Origin of the sequence: Streptococcus suis (assembly GCF_002964575.1) — a bacterium.
Lineage (GTDB): Bacteria > Bacillota > Bacilli > Lactobacillales > Streptococcaceae > Streptococcus > Streptococcus suis_R.
This window is the reverse complement of record NZ_POQQ01000041.1, coordinates 22,456-41,028: the sequence shown is the minus strand read 5'-3', so window position 1 is coordinate 41,028 and position 18,573 is coordinate 22,456. Positions and strand designations below refer to the sequence as shown.

Sequence of the window (18,573 nt, the reverse complement as noted above, 5' to 3'; positions counted from 1 at the left end):
CCTCCTAAATGTTTAGTAACAGTTCGCCAGCTTGGGCTTGCGCTTTGTTTATCTCTTCAATCGCAAAACGACCGAATTCTCTGCTACCGATATTGATAACGATGTCACCATTCGGCAATCCAGATGATTGTGGTAATCCACCACCCAAAGCATTGACTACCGCACCACCGACGACACGACCCATAGTTTGCAAGAAACCTGTATTTTCTAATGGCATAACTACCTCTTTACCAGCTTCACCAATCATGGCAACAGTCGGACTGTCCACGATACCACCACGGGCCAAGCGTGGAAGATTCACATAACCAATACGTCCGATACTAACACCAGGTATTTTATTAATCAAACCGATTGCGCCATTTATCATACCGATAAAGCTGTTAACAACATTTTCAACTGTTGCGATTGCGCCATTCATCCCAGACTTAAACGCACCAGAAACGGCGGTCGCTACTGCACTACCAATGTTACTGAACCAGCTAACGATGTTATCATAAATGCCACGGAAGAAGCCTGCTACGTTGCTGAAGGCGTTTGTAATACCATTCCATGCCTCGGAAAACTTCTGACTGAACCATTGACCGACATTAGAAAATGTATTTTCTACTTCTTTCCATCTTGCAGTAAACCATTGGCCTAGACCTTGGAAGATACGTACAATAGCATCCCACCCAGCCTGTAAAATAGCAATAATGGTATCCCAAACACCTTTCAAGAAGGACAAAATAGCATCCCAAACGAACTTGAAGATGGAAGCTAATAATTCCCAAATTCCTTCTGCGATTTGAACAATTCCGTTCCAAGCCTTTTCCCAATCGCCAGTGAATACACCCACCAGAAACTCGATGATTCCGCCTAATATTTTTAAAACAGCGCCTAAAACATCAAAAACAACTGCCCAAGCCTGTACAAACCAATCGGCTAGCATTTGGAATGTCGGAACAAGGACTGGCAAAATATTAGCAGCAATCCAATCGAATAGCGGTACTAAGATAGCTTCCCATACCAATTTTAGAATATCCACAATCTGACCGAATGCATATAAAAAGTTATTAACAAACGGTTGGATATGATTGTCAAATAATCCAGCAAACTTCTCTCCGATACCATCTAACACCGGTTGAACATCGTTGTTCCAGCTATCTATTAAGGTTCCGAAGATAGAACTGAAACCCTCAGTAAATGAATCAAAGAACGGTTTTACATGCTCATCGTAGGTCTGGTTTAATCCTTCAAACGTATTTTTGAATAGTTTTTTGATAGATTCGAAAGTAGGCTCAAAGGCAGAAAGCAATCCATTTAAAGCGGTAGTTATTTTATCTTGGTTATCAACTAGCGCTTGTTCTATACCGCTTAGTATATCGCGCCCTAATTTCAAACCAAGTTCAACAATCCCCATTGTCCCATAGGTTATCGCTGAAAGAATATCTGCACCGATATTTGTCGCAGCTGCACTTGTAAATACGTCATAAAACGTTTGACCGAGCATTTGAGCGATATTTCCAATGCTTGCGACTGCATCGCCTGCTATATCGAACTGACGTATCAGCCAACCTTTTATATCCAGTTTGGTTTCGTTTAGTGATTTATTTAAACTTTCGGCGATAAATACCGCAATCCCCATGATGATGTTGGCTACGGCGCCTGTGACTTGACCTAAAGCAAATGCTAACTTCTCTCCGAACCTTGCAGCTGCTTGCAATACAGTGCCATCAGCAAAAATATCTTTCAGAGATTGCCAGATACCTGCTAGAGCAGTTTTAAAGCGGTCAAGACTATCAGCTCTGAACGACATGTTAAAGCCGTCTTTAAAGAGATTGGATAATTTAGACAAATAATCAAAAAGAGGTTTTAACACTTTGTCCCACCCATCAAAAATACTTTTGAATTGGGTGTCCATGTCTTCAAGAGCGATTTCAGGCAAGATATCAGCAGGACCTCCGCCACCTTTACCACCTTTTCCGCCTCTTCCTCCGCCTCCGCCGCCACCAGGGCTTCCGGAGCCAGATCCAGCACCATCCGAACCATCATCTTTGTTCAGATTAAGGGTAGTAATTTCATCAAAACCAGCTAATCCCATCAGCTCCTTTGCTGCCTTCTTAGCTGATTTGGCAGTATCGTCTAGATTGCCTGCGGTGCCTCCGGAAGCATCATCGACACCACCCATTGCGTCACCCAAATCACCAACGGCGTCGTTGGCTTTTTGCGCTCCTTGGGCGACATTGCCCAAAGCACTGCCGTTTTTCACCTTAGCCTTTTTGTTGAACATCAAACCAATAAACTCAGCGAGCTTGGCAGTGACATTTTTCAGAACCATGGCAAAGGAATTAAGTACAGGCATCATAGCGTTGATAATCGGCAACATAGCATTACCGATGTTTAATGCTGCATCACTCAATAACGATTTAAACAAGCTAATACGCCCATTCACAGTCTGCTGAAGAGTATCGCCGTACTTGGCTGTCGCTTGCTCCAAAATCGCCATCAAGCGGATTTGTTGCTGGGTATTGTAATCCAATTGTTGCCAAGATTGTCCATTCGCAAATCTCTTAAATGCGTTTGTGGACTCAATCATGGCGACACCAACTTGAATTCCAAGGTCTTCAATCGCTTCTGTGTTCCCCAATAAACCTGACCGAATGCGTTCCATAACGTCTGTCATAGTTCGCCCGGTACCTTGGGCAATAACGGCTGATGTCTGCAACATTTTGCCTGTGTAAGCACTTAGTTTGTTGGAATCCTTGATGAAGTTGGAAAATAAGTTAGAATAAACCGCTCCATACTTGGTAGCCTCGCCGACGCTCATGTTCATAGCGTTGGCGTTGTTATCAATCCATTTTAAAAATGCTTGGGAACTTTCGCCCATCTGTCGTTTGATTTGATTGACCGAAGCACTGACTTCAAGGGCCATCTGGGTAGAGTACATGCCCAACTGAACCATCTTTCGTCCTAGGTAAGCCAAAGCAGCGATTTTCCCTAAACCAGCCAATGCCGAAGCGATACCGTTCGCCTGCTTAGTAACTCCAGTCCTCAGCCCTTTTGTGCTGTTCTCAATCTTGTTTTGAGTCTGTTTCATCTGAGATTCCAATTGCTTCATCTTCTTCTGAAACGGTGCTATCTCACCTTCAACAATAACTCTCAACTCTTCTAAGGTAACAGCCATAGTTCCCCTCCTTCCTATGTTATCTTATTCGGAAGTTGTAAACCTTCCTCTCATTCTCTCTGCGTAAGCTCTCATCTGCTCCTGATGGATTTTCAAATCACGCTCAATGCGAGCTTGTTCAATCTGAACCCTATCCTCTTCAAATAAAGTAGGATAGAACTCCCAAATGTCTGGCGCCTCACCTTTTTCCTGAAACATCAGAGAAACAAAGCGAGCTATCATCTGCGATTGAATAAAGTGATGAGAAGCTATTTCCTTCTGCTTCTGGAATTGTTGCCTGTTGTAACTCTCAACCAACTCTTTCAATTCCAAAAGAGTGTATTCCCAAAAAGAAAACGGGTCTATCCCTGCATCTAATGCGGTTGGATAAAACCCGCTAATCAATTCTGCGACCGAACAAGGACCAGAACCTACTCGACTACTGTCAACGTCGGATCTTCCTTCTCCTTGTTCCGTGGAATAAAACCCGATACTTCGAACAAAGGTACGATGATATCAGTCATCAATTCAGTTTGTCCATAACCTTCATCAATGTAATCATCGAACAAGTCATAGACATCATCCAACTTGATACCATGATGGAACTTCTGCAAAGCACCTTGAACAACCAACAACATGACCTTCAAAGGTGGTAGATTAAACTGCTCGCCTGGTTGTGGCATAAAGATTTTGAGCAAATTAACACCCAATTTTTCTTCAACCTCACAGGCTTGGCGAGTGCTAAGACGCAATTTATAGTCTGTTCCCTTGACTGTCCAAATGATATATGGTTTACGTGTTGACATCTATACCTCCTTAAAGCGCTACTGGGTCTGTAAATTCTAGATCTGACTGCAGAGCCAATTTCAGTGTAAATTCAATGGCAGAGTTGACACCGCCGCCACCTAGTTTGACCGCAATCTGAGCTGAGAAGCGAACAGTAGTCCCGTCTGGGTACTCTTGTTCAAAGTGACGAATAGCTTTTGAATCAGACAACTTGCGCAAAGTGCGATAACTAGAAGTTGTTTTGGAATTCTCATACTTGAATTTATATTCCAATTCGCCAGCGTCACCAATACCAAATTCATACTGCTTAATGGTATCCGCAAGGGTCGTATTCTCAACTTTCTCAGGATCAATTCCAAGTTCTGGAACTTCTTTCAAGCCCTCGATAACTGTATAGCCAGACCCCTTGGTCTCGCTCATTTTCAATTTAATTCCGTTTGCTAACATGTTTTATCCTTCCATTCTGTATTGGTAAACGATGCGGGAGTTTAGATCTAAAATCCCTTCAAATCGCATGACTTTGTGTCGTAAGTGCGTTGGGTCGGGTGTATTCACGCTGGATGTACGTTTTAGCCCGAGGGATGCAAAAATCGCATCAATCGCTACCGCTAATTCTGACGTGCTATCATTGTGGAAAATATCGACCTTGTAGCGCAAATAAGACATCTGTTCTGTATCATCTGTAATCTCGTAAGGCTTGTTTTCCTCTTCTAAGTAGATGATAACCGGGAAATTCTCCCAATCTTGCGGATAAGTATCTGTCACATTATCCGCAACCTCTTTCAATTTCTTGTAAATGATGGGCTTAATATTTATCATTTGCTGACCTCTTCAATTAACTTACGTTTGACAAATCTATTGATGTTCTTCGTGACTCGCTCTTCATTATCCTTGAGGGCTGGATAAAGATACGGCTGAGCAACCTGCCCAAACATCTTGTAAAACTCGCCAATCTTTTGAAAACGATAAGGGCCAACATCAATCTGGGACTCATGGACATACCAAGGGGTGCTGCGATAAGATACATTAACATTCGGCGAAATCCCTGCATGGTTTGCAGCGCCTTTTGGACCTGTACCAAATTCGACAAATCCACCGTGGTCTGATGTGCTCACTATCTCAGCTCTTGGATTGCCAGATTTTGACATCCTAACTTTTATCCCTATTCTCAAATCGTCATTATTAGCAGGGGCACGTAATATGGCGTCTGCCTGGACAACGTTTTTAGCGCTGTTGTGGACAGCTTTTGCCATGATTTCGGTCTGTTGCTGTCCTGATAGTCGCCTTAATTTTGCGATTAACCTATCAGCACCAATCAAACGCGACATTGTTCCAACTCCAAGACTTGATGATTTGTATATCGCTTAATGGATATAACTTTATGGGTTACTTTGTCGCTATTGATACAAAATCCGTCACCTTCATCGACAAGTGTTTCACGGTCTACCAAGCAATTCAGGATATAAGCTAGTCTCTGGCCATATATCTCAGCTTGTAAACGACCGCTAGCAGGCCATATCTCAGCACGAATTTCAGTAGCAACATCGCTGTAAATAGCTTTCTTGATACCCTCATCGCTTGTTACAACAACAGCTTTACGGATCAAATACGGTTTCAGTCGGTTTCGCTTCAAACGCACGACCTGCCACCCTTGCGAGTCTATGACTTCGGATACCATTCAAAATAGTATCAGACAGCCCGTCTTTATAGGACACAGACACGCCCCCTTCGCTTCGTGATGTTTCGCCTTCGCTTCCTTGACGATTATGCAATTCAAGTGCCACTTCCAGCTGCATACCCTCAAGTGCTGGTGTAAGCTGACTGCGGTTCGTTTCGGTCAAAATGATATTTTTTGCCCTCAAAAGCAAAGACGAGAGGATTCTATAATCGCTCTCGCCTGTCAAAATTTTCAAATCTTCTAGCATATCCGCCCCCTATTTTGCAGGAGCTTCTGCTCCTTTGGTCTTGATTTCTTCAATGTAATCAGCCAAATTCACGTCTTGCAATTTAGCATTTTTCTTCATTTGGTCATGGCGTTCCTTGGTTAGTTCGATGACATCGTTAACACGATAGATAAAACCAAGTTCATCGTCTGTAAACTCTTTTACAACTTTAAAGCGCATTTAGAGCCTCCTTCAATTCTTCCTTGGTCATGGTAGTGTAACCTTTGATTTGCTTCTCCTTAGCCAAGGCTTGCAATTCTTTGGTTGTCATCTCTGACAGATTCCGCTCCGTTTGTTCTTCACGGTGACGACGCAACAACATCCCCATTACGAATTTCCTCCAAATTTCACAACTTTGGTGTCGTCGTACAAATAAACGCCGTAGTACTCATCTCCTGAATAAACTGTTGTTTTCTTCAAGATGTCACGGTCGCTTTCGATTTGCACATTTCGCTTAAGATTAATTACAAAAGCACCATATTTCGCATCATCGTCCATATCTGTTTGGAGCGGAGATACTTTAACAAGAAAGCCTTTGCTTTCTTCAACCTTGTTAGTGCGGACAATTTGTACTCCCGAAACTTCGCCAAAAGTCCCTGAAACAACGACATCTGCTCCAATTTCAGAACCTTTCAACCAAGTTTTACCTGCATCTGCACGCAACTTGATTGCGTCTTTAGGATTGACAAGAGCGACATAGCGACAATCCTCTTCATCTGAAAAAATTGTCAGCGCTTTGTCGATAGCATCAACTGTCGTAGGAGCTTCTGCAATGAATTGAGTTGCAGTTTTTGCGACTGCGACCAGGTCATTATCTACCTTATTCGCGATAGCTAGAGCAATTTGGTTCGCGCCTTCGCTGTACACATCGCCATGGCCTACCAACGCTGCCTTATCTGTGATTTCAATAGCTTTACCAGCTTGTTTGATAGTCATTGTGGTCTTATCTGTCCCAAGTTGGTCGATTGGAATAGCCTGGCCTTCTGTGATTTCAGTAGCATCGCCAGAATACGTCCATTTAGGTACTGTCAAAGTATCCCCTGGGACACCTACCAATGCCGTTTCTACAAACGCAAGCGGTGTAAATTTGATAAGTTTAGGCAGTTTGTAAGATACCATATCTGCCATAACTTCGGGGTTAATCATCTGTGTGGTTGTTGTCATTCCTGTTGCCATATTTTATTATCCTCGTAACTTTCTATATAATTCTGGGTCACGCTCAAAAAGTTCATTCCGACTACGCACGCCCATGCGATTGAATTGTTCTTTTGTGATTTCACCAGTTTGCGCTGGTGCTTTCTTCATCGGCGCACTACCTTTGGTCTTGTCAGCAACACCTTTCAAGACTGCTGCTTCCCAAGTCTTTTGGATGGCATCGATGGAATCGCGTACACTGTCAGCGTCAGCAAGATTAACCACGTCGACCAGTTCGATTGGTAAGCCGCGCTCGCTTAAAATCGTCTTAGCTTCTGCAGTTAGCTCTCTGCGTGTGATTTCTGCCTCACGGTCAGCAAGGTCCTGTTCACGCTTGTCAAGCTGGTACTTCTGCTTGTCTTCGGCGTTCATCTTGGCTAATTTCTTAGCTTCATCTTGTTTGTTTTGAAACTGTTCCTCAGCGTCTTTGTGAGCCTTAGCAACTGCACGATTCACATTTTGTTGAATCATCTCAGTGACTTCCGCTTGGGTGTACGTCTTTTCTGCTGTAGCCTCTGTTTTTGTCTTCTCCTGAGTGTCGACTTCCTCTTGAGAAACTCCATCAACTACACCATTTTCAACTAAATCTGCCATAAAGGCCCTCCTTGTTTAAAGTCCTGTCGGACTGTAATATCTTGCACAGTTTAGTGCCGTAAGCATGTTTTGGGCAAAAAGAAAACTAGTCGATTTCGACCAGTTTTGAGTAATTTAAAGTATTTTCGAGCAGTCTTTCCTGCTGTCAAGATGTCGGACCACCTCCTCAACGTTTCCAAAATGGTTTCTTGGTAGGGCTGTTGGCCACTTGCTTCTCGATTTTGTCAAACCTTGAATTCGTAGCCTGGGCGTTTAATTTAACAATGTCATACAAATCATTGATATTGTTAGCGTGATTTCGTAATGCGTCCGTTAATAACATATTTTCTGCTATCAATTGAGCGACTTTATTCTCCAATCTCTCAATTCGTGACCATTTCTTCTTAATTCGCTTGTTCATGGGTTCCTCCTGTATTTGGGTATAAGAAAAGCACTCTCACGAGCGCTTCATCTTTTAATACCAAGCTAAAATTTTTGAATCAACCAGCGTGCCTGCTTTAAGTAAGCGTAGTACTTCAGCCCGAGCCTTATTGGCATAATAAGGCACACCAAGTTCCTTGTCTCGATTGGCCTGGACAGCAATCACAACCTCATCACCCTTAATTTCAATCATACCAACATCATCAGTATTCTCTGGATGATAAAAGTAACCCTGACTGCCAGAGTTTTTGATTTTTTCCAGTTTAATCATTACAAATCACCTCGCTCTATCTGCCACTTAATCAGCTCACTCAAGTAGTCATACTTTTTCTGCGTGATTTTATGAGCAGTATCATAATCCATCCCCTCTGCCATAAGTTTGCTCTCCATCAGTTCGTGATGAAGGAGGGTAATATCGTGTTTTTGAATACCCTTGCCACTAAAAAGCCTGTCCCAAGATTGAGCCATGTCATAATCAGGGTCAAAACGCTTGGAACCACCTTCTAGTTCGTAATAGTTTTCAAAAACATGGTCATAAATAGCTTGCACATCTCGCTCAGCAAAACCCGTATGCTTTGCAATACGAGTCACTTCACGTACTGTACTACGATTTCGAACTGACTCATAGTATTGTTCAGCGTGCTTTTTCCGATGAATTTCATCAGGGTCATTCTTGGCGTTCCAAGCTCCGTAGATCGCTCCACCATTCTTCATACCTTGATTATACAACTTTTGTGCGCTGTTTTCAACCAAATCGGTAGTTTTTCCTACATACTTCCTATACCAGTCCTCATAAGTCATATTTCCTGGCACCTGGATAGTCTTGCCCGTCTCTGGGTCTCTTGCGCTTCTGGTTGCTTTGGCTAGCCATTCATCATCATCTAGCGCGATAGTGACTGTCCTGCACCACGGATGTAATGGCGGGTAGTTTTTACCCTTCACCCTTTCGCTGACCCGATAAACTTCTCCATCGTGTTCCCGACAGACGCTGGATGTCCTCAAGTCTAACACAGCCACAAGCCTGTATCGCTCCACTTCCGCTTCTTCATAGGCTAAGGCTTCCATCTCTGCATGGAAATGACTCGCTTCTGTCCGTACCAACCTACGGGAATTATAACTGCCTTTGCCGAATTGTGCGTTGATAGCCTCCGCGGTCTCATGTGCTGACCGACCTGTTAACAAACTGACCGCTAACTGCTTTTGCAATTCATTCGCCAAGACCTGAGTATTCCCCCAAATCCTCTTAGAATAATTTGCCCCCAACCATGGTTGTTGTTGGATGGCTCTGATTTCCTCTAGGTCAATCCTGTTAAATGCAAACGCTACGCCCGACTGCTGTTGTAAATCAAAAACAGAGTGATAATACGCATCTGGAATGAACTCATCATAGAAGGCTCTAGAAGCCTCATTTTCAGCTTTATAAAGTTGGGTAGGGAAATTATCCACCTCCCTCTGTAGAGCCTCATATCGCTCAATTCTGGAAGCGTAGGGAGCCGAATCTAGCAGAATAAGCAACTGGCGAATCTCTTCGCTGTCCGTTGTATTCTGTAAAGCTAATTTTAACTCTCGAATATCCGACAGGTTCTTGACATTAGCCAATACCCTTGCAGCTTCATCTTCCGTCAGTCCATGGTCCCTGCGGTAACTCTCAAAGATTTGATCAATCTTGGATGTGATATGTCTACTTGCTAGCTTGTGGATTTCGTCGAGTTGCTTTGCGGTTTGTTCTGCCTGGTCCATCGCCTGAACCATTCGCTGTGCTTTCCGCTTCTCCCAATACTTCAGATTGTCCATCTGTCACATCCTCTTTATACGGTAAATTCTGGCTAAATGCTGGCTCCTCCTGTGCGGTCTCTTTTTCCTTTTCAAGTGCTTCAATCTCTGCATCTGGGTCTTCCACGAATGGCAAGAGGGAAATAAGCTGGCGCAGACTGACCTTGTCTTTCAGATTGCTGATGATTTGGGAAAGCTCCAACAAATTCTTCGGCAAACCACGGCTAAACTGCGGAATAATTGCCTTGGCGTTTTCGTAAATCTGAGACCAGTTGTAATAACTCGCAAAAATCTGTATGCGCTTGTGTAGGGATTTGATATAATATCGCTCTTTGGTCTTGGTAATCATCTCAAGCCCCAAAAGCTTAAATTCCATAGCTCATTTTTGTTATCGTAGTGGCTCTTTATCCTCTACTTCTTATGGTTTCCCATAAGTTCAGACTATCTCTTCACCCCAAAGGGGTGCTGGATTTCGTGGGCGTTTCTGCATATAAAAAAGACGGGAACGCCGTCTTTTAAACTTAGCTTACTTCACCTAGTCGTTAAACCTTACTGACATTTCTGTCAGCAGTGGTAATTGATTAGCTTCGATAATACGTTAGGTATTATCGTTTTGCGCCTTCCAATTTTAACCCAGTTTATTACCTTGAAATTACTTTCAAGGAGGGCAACTATTTCACCCCCGATGTATTCCCTGCAAAGTTCTCATCTGACAGATTCGGTACATGGCTGAATGTATAAATGTCTTCTTTCAATGACTTGCGCAGTACTTCAACAGATGCTTCATCCAAGACATTCTTCAAAAACTCTGCGCTTGCGTCTTTTGGTAATTCCAACAAACCTTCTTCACGCAATATTTCCATGGCCTCTCTCGCTTCTTCTGGTGTATCTGCTAGTGCTGCACCATACAAGACCAGAATAGACTCGATAGCTTGTTCTTTGTCATTAACGCGGTTGCCCATCAGCGAGTTATAGGCATCAATCAAGCTAATCTGTTGCTCATAATCTCCGACCATATAACGATTATTCCGGTATTCAATAATAGGCAGAGCTCCGAGATTATGCGGGATACCTTCTTCGGATTCTTTCTTCTCTTCGCGCAAAGACATACTATACTGTAGATTTTCAGTCAATACCTGGGCTCGATAATAACTTTCTTCCGTCACATCGTCCTTTGTTTGATAATAATAGACCGCAAATAAAGGTTTCTGCTCTATCGAATCATCATAGACGATAAAGGTGTTCTCAGGTTCTAGACTACGCGTTACTAGCTCATTTTCATCTTCTTTGACATAGATGTACTCATAGGCTCGGCCATAGATTGCCATGTTCAAAGCGTTGTCCGAGTCTGTCGAATCAACATCTGCATTATCAAAAGCTTCTAGTAAATCTTCGATGTCCATGTCATCCGTCTTAGGATAGCGAATGGCATTGCCCATGAAATAACCTGTAGACGTATCTGCAATGTCTTTAGCATGATTGGCAACAGTCTTGAAATTAGGCAAATTGCTTCTGCGTGTGTGCTTCTCGATAGCGTGCTTGCCTAAGTAATAGTCCTTTAATTTCTTGAGCTTACTACTGGTTCGGTCATGTTTTAAAATCAATTTGTAAATGATATCTTTATCTAAATTCTGCTCATCATACAATGAGCGACTATAGACTAATGTTTCTTCCATTTTGCTCCCTTCTACAAGCCAAATAGTGACTTACGTTTGACTTTGGCTTTAGGTTTAGCCATATGCGAATAAATCGCATACCGCAACGCGTCTAGCACATCATCATTCTTCTTTTCTGGTTCGCCTGTTTTCTCATTCCAGACATATTGATAAATTTCATCCTTGAACTTGTCAACCTTTTCAGAACAAACAAAAAAGCGACCTTGCTTCATCAGCTTAGCCACTTGTTCGATTCCGCTCAAAACAGATTTATCTGCGTTCACGCATTTTAGATGCTCCCGTTCAAAGCGGGCGACATGCTCGGGACGGGCAGAATCAGAATAGAAATAGATATTCCCATACCTTGATTTGATATCTTGAGCAATCTCTACCCAATAATCAATTTCTTGGTACTGTGCCGAATGTTCTTCTAAGAGATAGACACGACCATCTGTCGTTTGTCCACAAACAACAATAGACCCATGGTGTTCATATCCCCAGTCAACACCAGCGTAGTAGATTGTGATGTCATCTATCGGAATATCCTTACCAGGTATTAACATATCTTCCTTGAAATCACGATAGACAGCACCCTCACCGCTGACCCAACGCCCATAGATACCGCGTTCTGTAAACATTCCGCTTGGTGTTGTTGCAATAAGATTGTCGATATATCTCTGGTTCAAAAATGTATTATCAAATATCGTAAAATGATTGGCGATAATGCTCTTGTCATCTGCTTTGTCTATGTAATCTTTTTTCAACCAATGATTCGGGTGGTCTGGGTTGGTATCGCAAATAATACGAGCGCCTAAACCAGAACAACGCTTGCGGATTTCGTCAAATACTTCTTTATTTGCTAGCGTTGCTTCGTTGATATAAGCCCCGTAAGCCGTCATACCACGAATAGCCCGCAAACCAGCGACAGAGCCTGTGAAAGTCGTGACCACATAGACGCCAAACAATGTGAAGTTCCCATGTTTATCAAACTTGAAATCAATACCATACTTCTCTGATAGTTCCTGCAGAATGTTGGTCCGCAAGGTACCAGCACTAGTAGCACCAAGGATGTACATAGGATTATCCACACCGCAAGACTTAGCGTTTTTCTTGGCTCTACGCAATTCCATCAGGAATAAATCATTATCCAGCTGAGTCTTCCCTGCACGGACAGCCCCATGGTTAATCATCATGTACCAATCTTCACGCAAAGCCCGTTTTAAGATGCTGAGTTGCTTATCGTGGTATAGTCTGTCAATTCCCATTTATTTCCTCTTCTAACTTATCTAACAGTCTACCAAGTGCAGTTTCATGTGGTTCGTTGCTCTCCAACGATAATTCGCGCTTTTCGTTTTCTAGCTGCAAAGCTTTTATGCGCTCTCGTTGTTCTTGTTTATCCAATCGGTCTTTTGTATCTATAGCAACCAGTTTACTAATCTGTTCAAAAGCTCTAACATCGCCTTTCATAGCCTTCTGCATCATGACCATTGCAATAGCCATTTCATTTGTTGCTTCAAAACCTAAATCTTCTAATTGCTTTTTGGCAACCGAACTTGTTACATCCGCCTGTAAAATAGTCTCAAATGCTTTTTTTAGATTTGATTTTTTTCTTCTAGCCTTTCCAGAAGCAATTCCAGCTTTTTTAGCATTTTCTCGGCGTTCATTCGGAGTTCGTTCGCTATTAGGAATTAAGTTTTGTCCATTTGCCATCGCCTCACTTCCCTCATTCTAAAAATTATCTGCATCGCCGTAAGCGTCCGAGAACTATCTACCTTGAAAATACCAGTCATTGAATTTGCTTGTCTGGCTTTTTTTGAATCTTTCGTATGTTGTGGTAGTAGTTTGGGCCCACGCTTCTCTAGCCGCCTCTCTCTGTTTATCAAGTCTAGCCCGTCTTTTCTCATTACCTCTCTTTGCAGCTTCGTCGTATATTTTTTTTCCTTTGTTAAAGTTATCTAAATTTTTTTGAGCTCTTTTTTTTGGCTGCTCCCGATGCGTTCTCAACTTCTGCCTTTAATTTTTTGTACATCTTTAAGCGATAAGAACTCGGTCCGTTTTTTCTAGATTCTTTTATAGCCTTCGCCCACTGGCTTGCACTTTTTATTCCTCCGCCGATACTAGCTCCTCTACCTCCCATAGCTAGGTTCCTTTCTCTTTCATTCTTTTTGTTGTTTCGTTATCAAAATAAAAAACTTCTATGTCTTTATAGTCGTACTCAACTTCACCGCCATAAACAATCAACTGTTTTGGCGATAACTTCTCAATCATCGTATCCATACCAGAACGCCATACAGCCATCTGTTCAGAAGATTTTTTAACCCCGATAGTTGATACTGCGAGAGTTGCATTTCGGGGCAAACCATCAAAGCAAAATGCAAAACTCTCATGACATGACCAAGATACAGTTGGAATAACTGTACAGCCATAGTCTTGCATGATTTGTCCGATCAAACGCGATCTGTATACATTCCAAATCTGCATAGCTATCGGCATGTCTAGGTAAAGACTAAAATCCGGCGTTAAGACACAATCAAATTCAGTAAGTTTTTCGATATAAAATTCTGGCCTCTGCCAAATCCTTTCGAATTGGTAGTCATCTAGAAAAAAGTGTATCCCAGCAGAATAATCTGGCTTGTTAAGAATATAGTTAAAACCTTGTAACTTACTCGGTACATAGGTAACTGGCTCAAGTGATGGAATGTTATATTTGCCGTCGACACGAGTTACGTCATAATCTTGCAAGTTATATTGGTTGACAGTAGTTTCTCTATGTGATTCACTGTAATGTTCTTCGTCATTTATTCCACCCCCACGGGACTCACTCATTGATGATTCATTTTCTGAAGTTAATTCAAAATCCGATAGATCAAAACCAAAATCTGACATGTCAATCGTTTCAAAGGACTCAAGTTCTAAGGCAAGCGCGTCTTTGTCCCAACTCGAATACTCGGCTACACGATTATCTGCCAGTCTATACGCTCGAACCTGTTCCTCCGTAAGGTTGTCAGCATAAGCAATAGGTATTGTGCTTAAACCAATTGAAAACGCCGCTTTGAGCCTTGTATGTCCCGTTATTATCACATTGTTTTCATCGACTAAAATAGGTTGTTGAAAACCAAATTTTTTTATTGAAGCCGCTACTTTTTTAACAGCTTCCCCATCGTTGTTTCTGGCATTATTGTAATAAGGGAAGATATTATTGATTGGCACATACTCAATTTTTAGCAATCTTGTCACCTCCTCCAAAAATCCAAAAAGACCACATTCCTGCGGTCTCTCTGAGTGAAATATTCAGTCCCTCGCATGATACTAGCAAACATGGTCTTAAGGTCCTTATTTATTATTTTATTTTTAGCGCTAGTTTTTAAAACGGGAACAGCAGGAATCGAACCTGCACATAGCGTTATGCCGTGGACGTCGCACGGACTTGCTCAGGGCGCTACCCTTGCCAATTTCCAATCTTGGCTCATGTTCCCGGAAGGAGAGTGTGGGATTCGAACCCACGGACCGCACGTAGGCGGCCACCCGTCTAGCAAACGGGCGCATTCGACCAACTCTGCCAACTCTCCATAACAGATACCACACACGATTTTCTAAGGAGATTGGTTGTCAATTAATAATGACTGAAAAATGTAAATACATATCTCTTCTCGGTATCCGATAATACTATTTTACTACATAAAAACGCTCATTCACTTGCAAGTTACTAGCAAATGTCTCCCAAAAATTTACGAAAAACCAGCAACTCACCGCCACGGTAATTCTCAGCGAACTCAATCGCTCCACGCTCGAGCATACGATAAAACTCGCTTTCAGAATACCCTAAATCGGTATAGATAGCTTTATCTTGCTTAATGTGCCACTTGCAATACTTCTCAATCAGTATCTGCCTAATGTACGGGTCTATAACTCTGTTAATCGCTTTGGTGATTTCTTCTAACTCATCGCACGCAGCAACTCTATTTGTGACCTGGATTTCAGTAGCTTTGTTAGTAAATCCACTTGGTTTTGGTTCAAAAGAGTACGTGGCAGTCACTTTTGGTGTGTATTCCTCGCCGGCCATTCTAGCGTACCGTCTGTATAATTCTAGCACTTCGTAAGCGTTCTTCTTCGTAAAATACTTATCTATTTCTTTAAATAACCGCACTGCCGTACTCCTTTTGTGATATAATAGTTTTAGGTTTTTACTCACAGTCAGTACAAGTGTGCTGGCTTTTTTTACTTCCATGAAATGATACTTTTTTCTTGCCTAACCGCTGACTGATTCTTCAACAATTGAATTTCTTGCTCGTATTTTTTAGCCATTGTTTGCCAATAATCAATTTCTTCTTTGCGTTCTAATGCCACTGCAATCCAAAAATCACGATCTTTTCTTAATTCTTTTTCAATCAATGCTTGCCCTCCAAAATATTGTCTGACACCCACACCACAATAGAGCGCCAGACGGTGAATATCTAGGTAAGTTCTTTCTTTATTTGCAATATTTCCCTTGTTTTACCACAATCCACAAGGGACAACGACTGTAAAGTTTTATATTTCTGTGGCTGACCGTACTGCCATTGGTCCATAATGTGTATATTTATTTCGCAAAGGAGTTCCTCCTTCTTTTTTTATTTTGGCAGAATGACCAACCGACCTGCGACAATCGGGAGGCCTTAAGTCATCGCCACGCAATGACCGGGCTTTCAATTTCCGCTTTCCATGAAGTTCTGTCCAGTGGATTTAGCTGACAGAAAGTCGGTCGATGTTTTCGGGACTTCGGTTTATGTTGACTCTTTAATTCGTAGTACATGCGGTTGATTTCCGCTAAGTATCTCATCTGTGGTGTCGCACCGTCCAACCAACCTTTAACAGTCGTGCCATGACCAGCTCCTATCAATTGCGCTAGCCTGTCATACGATATCCCTAGTCGAAGTCTGATATAGCCTACTTTCCTAATGATATCGATGCCATCGTCTTTGATATGGTCTTTAGTATCTTCGTGCATCTTCTGCAATTTATGTATAACATCAGGTGGATTGGTATGTTTGCGTTCCCAATGACATATAGTTGTTTTAGGGACTTCCAATAGTTCCGCAAGCTCTTTCTGCGTCATGCCAAGCTTCAACCGCAGGTCTTTCAACGTGCCTTCTACATACGGTTCTGGCTCGGGTTTAGGTGCATGTTTGTTAAAACGATGCCGTTTAATCATATAATTCCTCCAACGCTACCCACTTAAATTGTGGGTGTTTTACTGCTTCTTCTTTGGTGCATTTGTAGGCAACTGCCTTCATAAAGTTCTTTTCATCGTAACCATCTAGAAAGAAAGTCCCTCCGTTATAATGTCTATCCAATACAAGCGGATAATACTCAAACAATCTCGGCTCTGGCACATCAACCAGCAGGATGCCTAGTTTTTGGTTAGTCATTGGTTGCCTCCCTAAAGTCTGGATGTTCTGTCAATTCAGGATTTTCAAAAATATTCCCTACCTTCTCAAAAACGCTGCTGACATAATAACAAACAGGTCCAAACATTCCATGGTGCAATCTTACAGGTAACAATTCTCCAGAGTGCATTCTAACCACATCTCCTTCAAAAATCTCCTGGCCGTTGACATCGAACAGCCCAGTGGATTGCATGAGGGTAACGTCGTTGTTTTGTGTCAACTCATCAAAATCATCATCATCAAGATAAATATTTCCATCACTAACGAAAACTTCCTCTGGTTTATACCAATCATTCGTTGCTGGGTTGTATGCTCTAAACTTCGGTATCATTTTCTGCCTCCTTCTTAACATCTCTCACTACCCAAATTCTACCGTTGCAAATCTTCTTCACCAACTTACCTTCAAGCGCTTCTTTTATTTCGTTAATAGCTAAACTACGTTTTTCCGACCTCATCACTCCACCTCCACAGGCTCAGCCCACTCCCACGCCCACTCAAAATCCTGTTTGATTTCGGATTCGGTGAGGTGGGTATTTGGGTCTTTTTTCCATTTGTCGTCTGGTGTGTTGCCAGAGAAAGCACCTGTTCCAATGTGAACTCTCCCTTTTTCTTTAGTCAAGAATACCACGCTAAATCTATTGTTCGGATTCGGTATCTCAACCGTATACAGCTTTTCCATCTCGACCTCGTAGCTGTCCAGCCAGGCACGGGCGAAAGTTTCTTGATTGTACGAATATTGAAACCATTTTTCAAGTTCTTCCGACATTGACCAATGTTCCAGTGCGCTACTTAACGTAAAATTTTGTTGTTTCGCATGATCATACCACTCCGCCACGAACTTCGGCACCACAACCTTCTGCGGTTCGTGGATTTGGTCAATTAGTTCAAAAGTGTTATCTAAAAAACTTCTGACATCTGTATATAATGCTTCTGCTTGTTTTTCAAGTTCCTGCTTATTCATCTGTTTCCTCACTTTCTCGGTAGTTATACTCATTTATCAATTCAAGCAACACATGCGTGCCGTCACCTTTTAAATATTCAACTTCTTCATCTGTCAAATCCCGCTCGCTCAACCATGCAGAGAAATCAACAACATTATCTACGTCGTACTCCCAATAATCTCCCCAATCCCAATAATATGTGTCATGTGTAACCTGAGTTCCATCTGGAAATTCCAAAACCATGTACGGATTGCTTGCCACACCATAACTAAAACAAAGCTCACACGTTCCGAATTGTGTTTCTTCTGGGTTGCTACCAACATCAATTACTTTAATTCCTTTCATCTGTTTCCTCCAAATGTTCCTTTCTCCAACGCTTATTCCGTGCGTCCATTATTTCCCTATCTTTAATCCAAGGGTGATTCTTGCTACGTGGTTCATGCCGAACTTTGATACCATAACGGTAGGTGTACTCCCTCAAATTCTTGGTAGTATCCCCCGTCCTTTCAGCTATCTCACGATAAGTCAAACCTTGATTGGCTAATTTTCTGATTTCTGCTTCGTTACGGAAAATACAGTTGTGTTTATGCACTCCTAGTCTGCTCGCTTGACCTATAATAGCTATCTTATTTCGCTTAAATATTTCACACAAAGATTCCATTGGTACTATCGGATATAGTTGTCGTAGTTTTTCTTTTT

General features: G+C 42.1%; 28 protein-coding genes, 2 tRNA genes and 1 pseudogene. All 31 read right to left on the bottom strand.

Features of this window, described 5'->3' with window-relative positions:
* Nucleotides 1-4: 4 nt before the first annotated feature.
* A complete protein-coding gene (locus C1E58_RS04845; protein ID WP_105209565.1) occupies nt 5-3,163 on the bottom strand; it encodes a hypothetical protein in 3,159 nt (1,052 codons plus the stop codon).
* A 24-nt stretch (nt 3,164-3,187) separates the two neighbouring features.
* Nucleotides 3,188-3,475: a hypothetical protein gene (locus tag C1E58_RS04840; RefSeq protein WP_238142242.1), complete on the bottom strand. Its 288-nt coding sequence runs from the start codon at nt 3,473-3,475 to the stop codon at nt 3,188-3,190.
* Between the two features lie 98 nt (nt 3,476-3,573).
* Nucleotides 3,574-3,948, bottom strand: a complete 375-nt coding sequence (locus C1E58_RS04835) for a DUF6096 family protein (RefSeq protein ID WP_105209563.1) — start codon at nt 3,946-3,948, stop codon at nt 3,574-3,576.
* Between the two features lie 10 nt (nt 3,949-3,958).
* Nucleotides 3,959-4,375 (bottom strand): phage tail tube protein, encoded by a 417-nt coding sequence (locus C1E58_RS04830; RefSeq protein ID WP_105209562.1) that lies wholly within the window; start codon nt 4,373-4,375, stop codon nt 3,959-3,961.
* Between the two features lie 3 nt (nt 4,376-4,378).
* The gene (locus C1E58_RS04825) at nt 4,379-4,747 is read right to left on the bottom strand and encodes a hypothetical protein (RefSeq protein WP_105209561.1); all 369 of its coding nucleotides are present in this window, start codon (nt 4,745-4,747) and stop codon (nt 4,379-4,381) included.
* Nucleotides 4,744-5,256 carry an HK97-gp10 family putative phage morphogenesis protein gene (locus C1E58_RS04820; RefSeq protein WP_105209560.1) on the bottom strand — a complete coding sequence of 171 codons (513 nt, stop codon included), beginning with the start codon at nt 5,254-5,256 and terminating at the stop codon, nt 4,744-4,746. Before C1E58_RS04820 ends, C1E58_RS04825 begins: the two co-directional genes overlap by 4 nt.
* The gene (locus tag C1E58_RS04815; protein ID WP_238142241.1) at nt 5,244-5,534 is read right to left on the bottom strand and encodes a hypothetical protein; all 291 of its coding nucleotides are present in this window, start codon (nt 5,532-5,534) and stop codon (nt 5,244-5,246) included. The genes C1E58_RS04820 and C1E58_RS04815 overlap by 13 nt, the downstream gene beginning before the upstream one ends.
* Entirely contained in the window at nt 5,524-5,853 is a 330-nt protein-coding gene (locus C1E58_RS04810) for a phage head-tail connector protein (protein WP_105209558.1), read from the bottom strand. Before C1E58_RS04810 ends, C1E58_RS04815 begins: the two co-directional genes overlap by 11 nt.
* A gap of 9 nt (nt 5,854-5,862) precedes the next feature.
* Entirely contained in the window at nt 5,863-6,051 is a 189-nt protein-coding gene (locus C1E58_RS04805; RefSeq protein WP_105209557.1) for a hypothetical protein, read from the bottom strand.
* Nucleotides 6,041-6,199 (bottom strand): Rho termination factor N-terminal domain-containing protein, encoded by a 159-nt coding sequence (locus C1E58_RS04800; protein ID WP_105209556.1) that lies wholly within the window; start codon nt 6,197-6,199, stop codon nt 6,041-6,043. Before C1E58_RS04800 ends, C1E58_RS04805 begins: the two co-directional genes overlap by 11 nt.
* Complete coding sequence (locus C1E58_RS04795) at nt 6,199-7,047, bottom strand: N4-gp56 family major capsid protein (RefSeq protein ID WP_105209555.1); 849 nt, start codon at nt 7,045-7,047, stop codon at nt 6,199-6,201. Before C1E58_RS04795 ends, C1E58_RS04800 begins: the two co-directional genes overlap by 1 nt.
* 6 nt (nt 7,048-7,053) lie before the next feature.
* Nucleotides 7,054-7,659, bottom strand: coding sequence for a DUF4355 domain-containing protein (locus tag C1E58_RS04790; protein WP_105209554.1), 606 nt, complete (start codon nt 7,657-7,659; stop codon nt 7,054-7,056).
* 166 nt (nt 7,660-7,825) lie between these two features.
* Entirely contained in the window at nt 7,826-8,059 is a 234-nt protein-coding gene (locus C1E58_RS04785; protein ID WP_105209553.1) for a hypothetical protein, read from the bottom strand.
* A 54-nt stretch (nt 8,060-8,113) separates the two neighbouring features.
* Entirely contained in the window at nt 8,114-8,350 is a 237-nt protein-coding gene (locus tag C1E58_RS12200; RefSeq protein ID WP_044767090.1) for a hypothetical protein, read from the bottom strand.
* Nucleotides 8,350-9,873 (bottom strand): minor capsid protein, encoded by a 1,524-nt coding sequence (locus tag C1E58_RS12375; protein WP_238142240.1) that lies wholly within the window; start codon nt 9,871-9,873, stop codon nt 8,350-8,352. Before C1E58_RS12375 ends, C1E58_RS12200 begins: the two co-directional genes overlap by 1 nt.
* Nucleotides 9,761-10,228 (bottom strand): phage portal protein, encoded by a 468-nt coding sequence (locus tag C1E58_RS04770; protein ID WP_105209552.1) that lies wholly within the window; start codon nt 10,226-10,228, stop codon nt 9,761-9,763. The genes C1E58_RS12375 and C1E58_RS04770 overlap by 113 nt, the downstream gene beginning before the upstream one ends.
* A 301-nt stretch (nt 10,229-10,529) precedes the next feature.
* A pseudogene (locus tag C1E58_RS04765) lies at nt 10,530-11,528 on the bottom strand (phage portal protein); the annotation flags it as partial.
* Between the two features lie 11 nt (nt 11,529-11,539).
* Nucleotides 11,540-12,772, bottom strand: coding sequence for a PBSX family phage terminase large subunit (locus C1E58_RS04760; protein ID WP_105209550.1), 1,233 nt, complete (start codon nt 12,770-12,772; stop codon nt 11,540-11,542).
* Nucleotides 12,762-13,217, bottom strand: coding sequence for a stress-induced protein (locus tag C1E58_RS04755; RefSeq protein ID WP_202862933.1), 456 nt, complete (start codon nt 13,215-13,217; stop codon nt 12,762-12,764). The genes C1E58_RS04760 and C1E58_RS04755 overlap by 11 nt, the downstream gene beginning before the upstream one ends.
* Before the next feature lie 429 nt (nt 13,218-13,646).
* Nucleotides 13,647-14,735, bottom strand: coding sequence for a DUF4417 domain-containing protein (locus C1E58_RS04740; protein ID WP_105209547.1), 1,089 nt, complete (start codon nt 14,733-14,735; stop codon nt 13,647-13,649).
* Between the two features lie 142 nt (nt 14,736-14,877).
* Nucleotides 14,878-14,983: transfer RNA gene (locus C1E58_RS12000), tRNA-OTHER, on the bottom strand.
* Nucleotides 14,984-14,986: 3 nt separating this feature from the next.
* Nucleotides 14,987-15,076, bottom strand: a tRNA-Ser gene (locus C1E58_RS04735).
* A gap of 137 nt (nt 15,077-15,213) precedes the next feature.
* Nucleotides 15,214-15,735: an ArpU family phage packaging/lysis transcriptional regulator gene (locus C1E58_RS04730; protein WP_161951275.1), complete on the bottom strand. Its 522-nt coding sequence runs from the start codon at nt 15,733-15,735 to the stop codon at nt 15,214-15,216.
* Entirely contained in the window at nt 15,726-15,899 is a 174-nt protein-coding gene (locus C1E58_RS12080) for a hypothetical protein (RefSeq protein ID WP_161951274.1), read from the bottom strand. The genes C1E58_RS04730 and C1E58_RS12080 overlap by 10 nt, the downstream gene beginning before the upstream one ends.
* A gap of 268 nt (nt 15,900-16,167) precedes the next feature.
* Nucleotides 16,168-16,698 carry a helix-turn-helix transcriptional regulator gene (locus tag C1E58_RS04725; RefSeq protein ID WP_105209546.1) on the bottom strand — a complete coding sequence of 177 codons (531 nt, stop codon included), beginning with the start codon at nt 16,696-16,698 and terminating at the stop codon, nt 16,168-16,170.
* Nucleotides 16,691-16,915 (bottom strand): hypothetical protein, encoded by a 225-nt coding sequence (locus C1E58_RS04720; protein ID WP_105209545.1) that lies wholly within the window; start codon nt 16,913-16,915, stop codon nt 16,691-16,693. The genes C1E58_RS04725 and C1E58_RS04720 overlap by 8 nt, the downstream gene beginning before the upstream one ends.
* Nucleotides 16,908-17,264, bottom strand: coding sequence for a YopX family protein (locus C1E58_RS04715; protein ID WP_161951273.1), 357 nt, complete (start codon nt 17,262-17,264; stop codon nt 16,908-16,910). The genes C1E58_RS04720 and C1E58_RS04715 overlap by 8 nt, the downstream gene beginning before the upstream one ends.
* Nucleotides 17,248-17,391 carry a hypothetical protein gene (locus C1E58_RS12075; RefSeq protein WP_161951272.1) on the bottom strand — a complete coding sequence of 48 codons (144 nt, stop codon included), beginning with the start codon at nt 17,389-17,391 and terminating at the stop codon, nt 17,248-17,250. The genes C1E58_RS04715 and C1E58_RS12075 overlap by 17 nt, the downstream gene beginning before the upstream one ends.
* Nucleotides 17,388-17,894 carry a DUF1642 domain-containing protein gene (locus C1E58_RS04710; protein ID WP_161951271.1) on the bottom strand — a complete coding sequence of 169 codons (507 nt, stop codon included), beginning with the start codon at nt 17,892-17,894 and terminating at the stop codon, nt 17,388-17,390. The genes C1E58_RS12075 and C1E58_RS04710 overlap by 4 nt, the downstream gene beginning before the upstream one ends.
* Nucleotides 17,887-18,219, bottom strand: a complete 333-nt coding sequence (locus C1E58_RS04705) for a hypothetical protein (RefSeq protein WP_105209542.1) — start codon at nt 18,217-18,219, stop codon at nt 17,887-17,889. Before C1E58_RS04705 ends, C1E58_RS04710 begins: the two co-directional genes overlap by 8 nt.
* Nucleotides 18,206-18,466 carry a hypothetical protein gene (locus C1E58_RS11995; RefSeq protein WP_153055822.1) on the bottom strand — a complete coding sequence of 87 codons (261 nt, stop codon included), beginning with the start codon at nt 18,464-18,466 and terminating at the stop codon, nt 18,206-18,208. Before C1E58_RS11995 ends, C1E58_RS04705 begins: the two co-directional genes overlap by 14 nt.
* Nucleotides 18,467-18,573: the final 107 nt, after the last annotated feature.

Excerpts from the sequence above, each read along its gene's own strand:
- C1E58_RS04845 (WP_105209565.1), bottom strand. The coding sequence starts at position 3,163 with ATGGCTGTTACCTTAGAAGAGTTGAGAGTTATTGTTGAAGGTGAGATA.
- C1E58_RS04835 (WP_105209563.1), bottom strand. The coding sequence starts at position 3,948 with ATGTCAACACGTAAACCATATATCATTTGGACAGTCAAGGGAACAGAC.
- C1E58_RS04830 (WP_105209562.1), bottom strand. The coding sequence starts at position 4,375 with ATGTTAGCAAACGGAATTAAATTGAAAATGAGCGAGACCAAGGGGTCT.
- C1E58_RS04825 (WP_105209561.1), bottom strand. The coding sequence starts at position 4,747 with ATGATAAATATTAAGCCCATCATTTACAAGAAATTGAAAGAGGTTGCG.
- C1E58_RS04820 (WP_105209560.1), bottom strand. The coding sequence starts at position 5,256 with ATGTCGCGTTTGATTGGTGCTGATAGGTTAATCGCAAAATTAAGGCGA.
- C1E58_RS04810 (WP_105209558.1), bottom strand. The coding sequence starts at position 5,853 with ATGCTAGAAGATTTGAAAATTTTGACAGGCGAGAGCGATTATAGAATC.
- C1E58_RS04805 (WP_105209557.1), bottom strand. The coding sequence starts at position 6,051 with ATGCGCTTTAAAGTTGTAAAAGAGTTTACAGACGATGAACTTGGTTTT.
- C1E58_RS04800 (WP_105209556.1), bottom strand. The coding sequence starts at position 6,199 with ATGGGGATGTTGTTGCGTCGTCACCGTGAAGAACAAACGGAGCGGAAT.
- C1E58_RS04795 (WP_105209555.1), bottom strand. The coding sequence starts at position 7,047 with ATGGCAACAGGAATGACAACAACCACACAGATGATTAACCCCGAAGTT.
- C1E58_RS04790 (WP_105209554.1), bottom strand. The coding sequence starts at position 7,659 with ATGGCAGATTTAGTTGAAAATGGTGTAGTTGATGGAGTTTCTCAAGAG.
- C1E58_RS04785 (WP_105209553.1), bottom strand. The coding sequence starts at position 8,059 with ATGAACAAGCGAATTAAGAAGAAATGGTCACGAATTGAGAGATTGGAG.
- C1E58_RS12200 (WP_044767090.1), bottom strand. The coding sequence starts at position 8,350 with ATGATTAAACTGGAAAAAATCAAAAACTCTGGCAGTCAGGGTTACTTT.
- C1E58_RS12375 (WP_238142240.1), bottom strand. The coding sequence starts at position 9,873 with ATGGACAATCTGAAGTATTGGGAGAAGCGGAAAGCACAGCGAATGGTT.
- C1E58_RS04770 (WP_105209552.1), bottom strand. The coding sequence starts at position 10,228 with ATGGAATTTAAGCTTTTGGGGCTTGAGATGATTACCAAGACCAAAGAG.
- C1E58_RS04760 (WP_105209550.1), bottom strand. The coding sequence starts at position 12,772 with ATGGGAATTGACAGACTATACCACGATAAGCAACTCAGCATCTTAAAA.
- C1E58_RS04755 (WP_202862933.1), bottom strand. The coding sequence starts at position 13,217 with ATGGCAAATGGACAAAACTTAATTCCTAATAGCGAACGAACTCCGAAT.
- C1E58_RS04730 (WP_161951275.1), bottom strand. The coding sequence starts at position 15,735 with ATGGAAGTAAAAAAAGCCAGCACACTTGTACTGACTGTGAGTAAAAAC.
- C1E58_RS04725 (WP_105209546.1), bottom strand. The coding sequence starts at position 16,698 with ATGATTAAACGGCATCGTTTTAACAAACATGCACCTAAACCCGAGCCA.
- C1E58_RS04720 (WP_105209545.1), bottom strand. The coding sequence starts at position 16,915 with ATGACTAACCAAAAACTAGGCATCCTGCTGGTTGATGTGCCAGAGCCG.
- C1E58_RS04715 (WP_161951273.1), bottom strand. The coding sequence starts at position 17,264 with ATGATACCGAAGTTTAGAGCATACAACCCAGCAACGAATGATTGGTAT.
- C1E58_RS04710 (WP_161951271.1), bottom strand. The coding sequence starts at position 17,894 with ATGAATAAGCAGGAACTTGAAAAACAAGCAGAAGCATTATATACAGAT.
- C1E58_RS04705 (WP_105209542.1), bottom strand. The coding sequence starts at position 18,219 with ATGAAAGGAATTAAAGTAATTGATGTTGGTAGCAACCCAGAAGAAACA.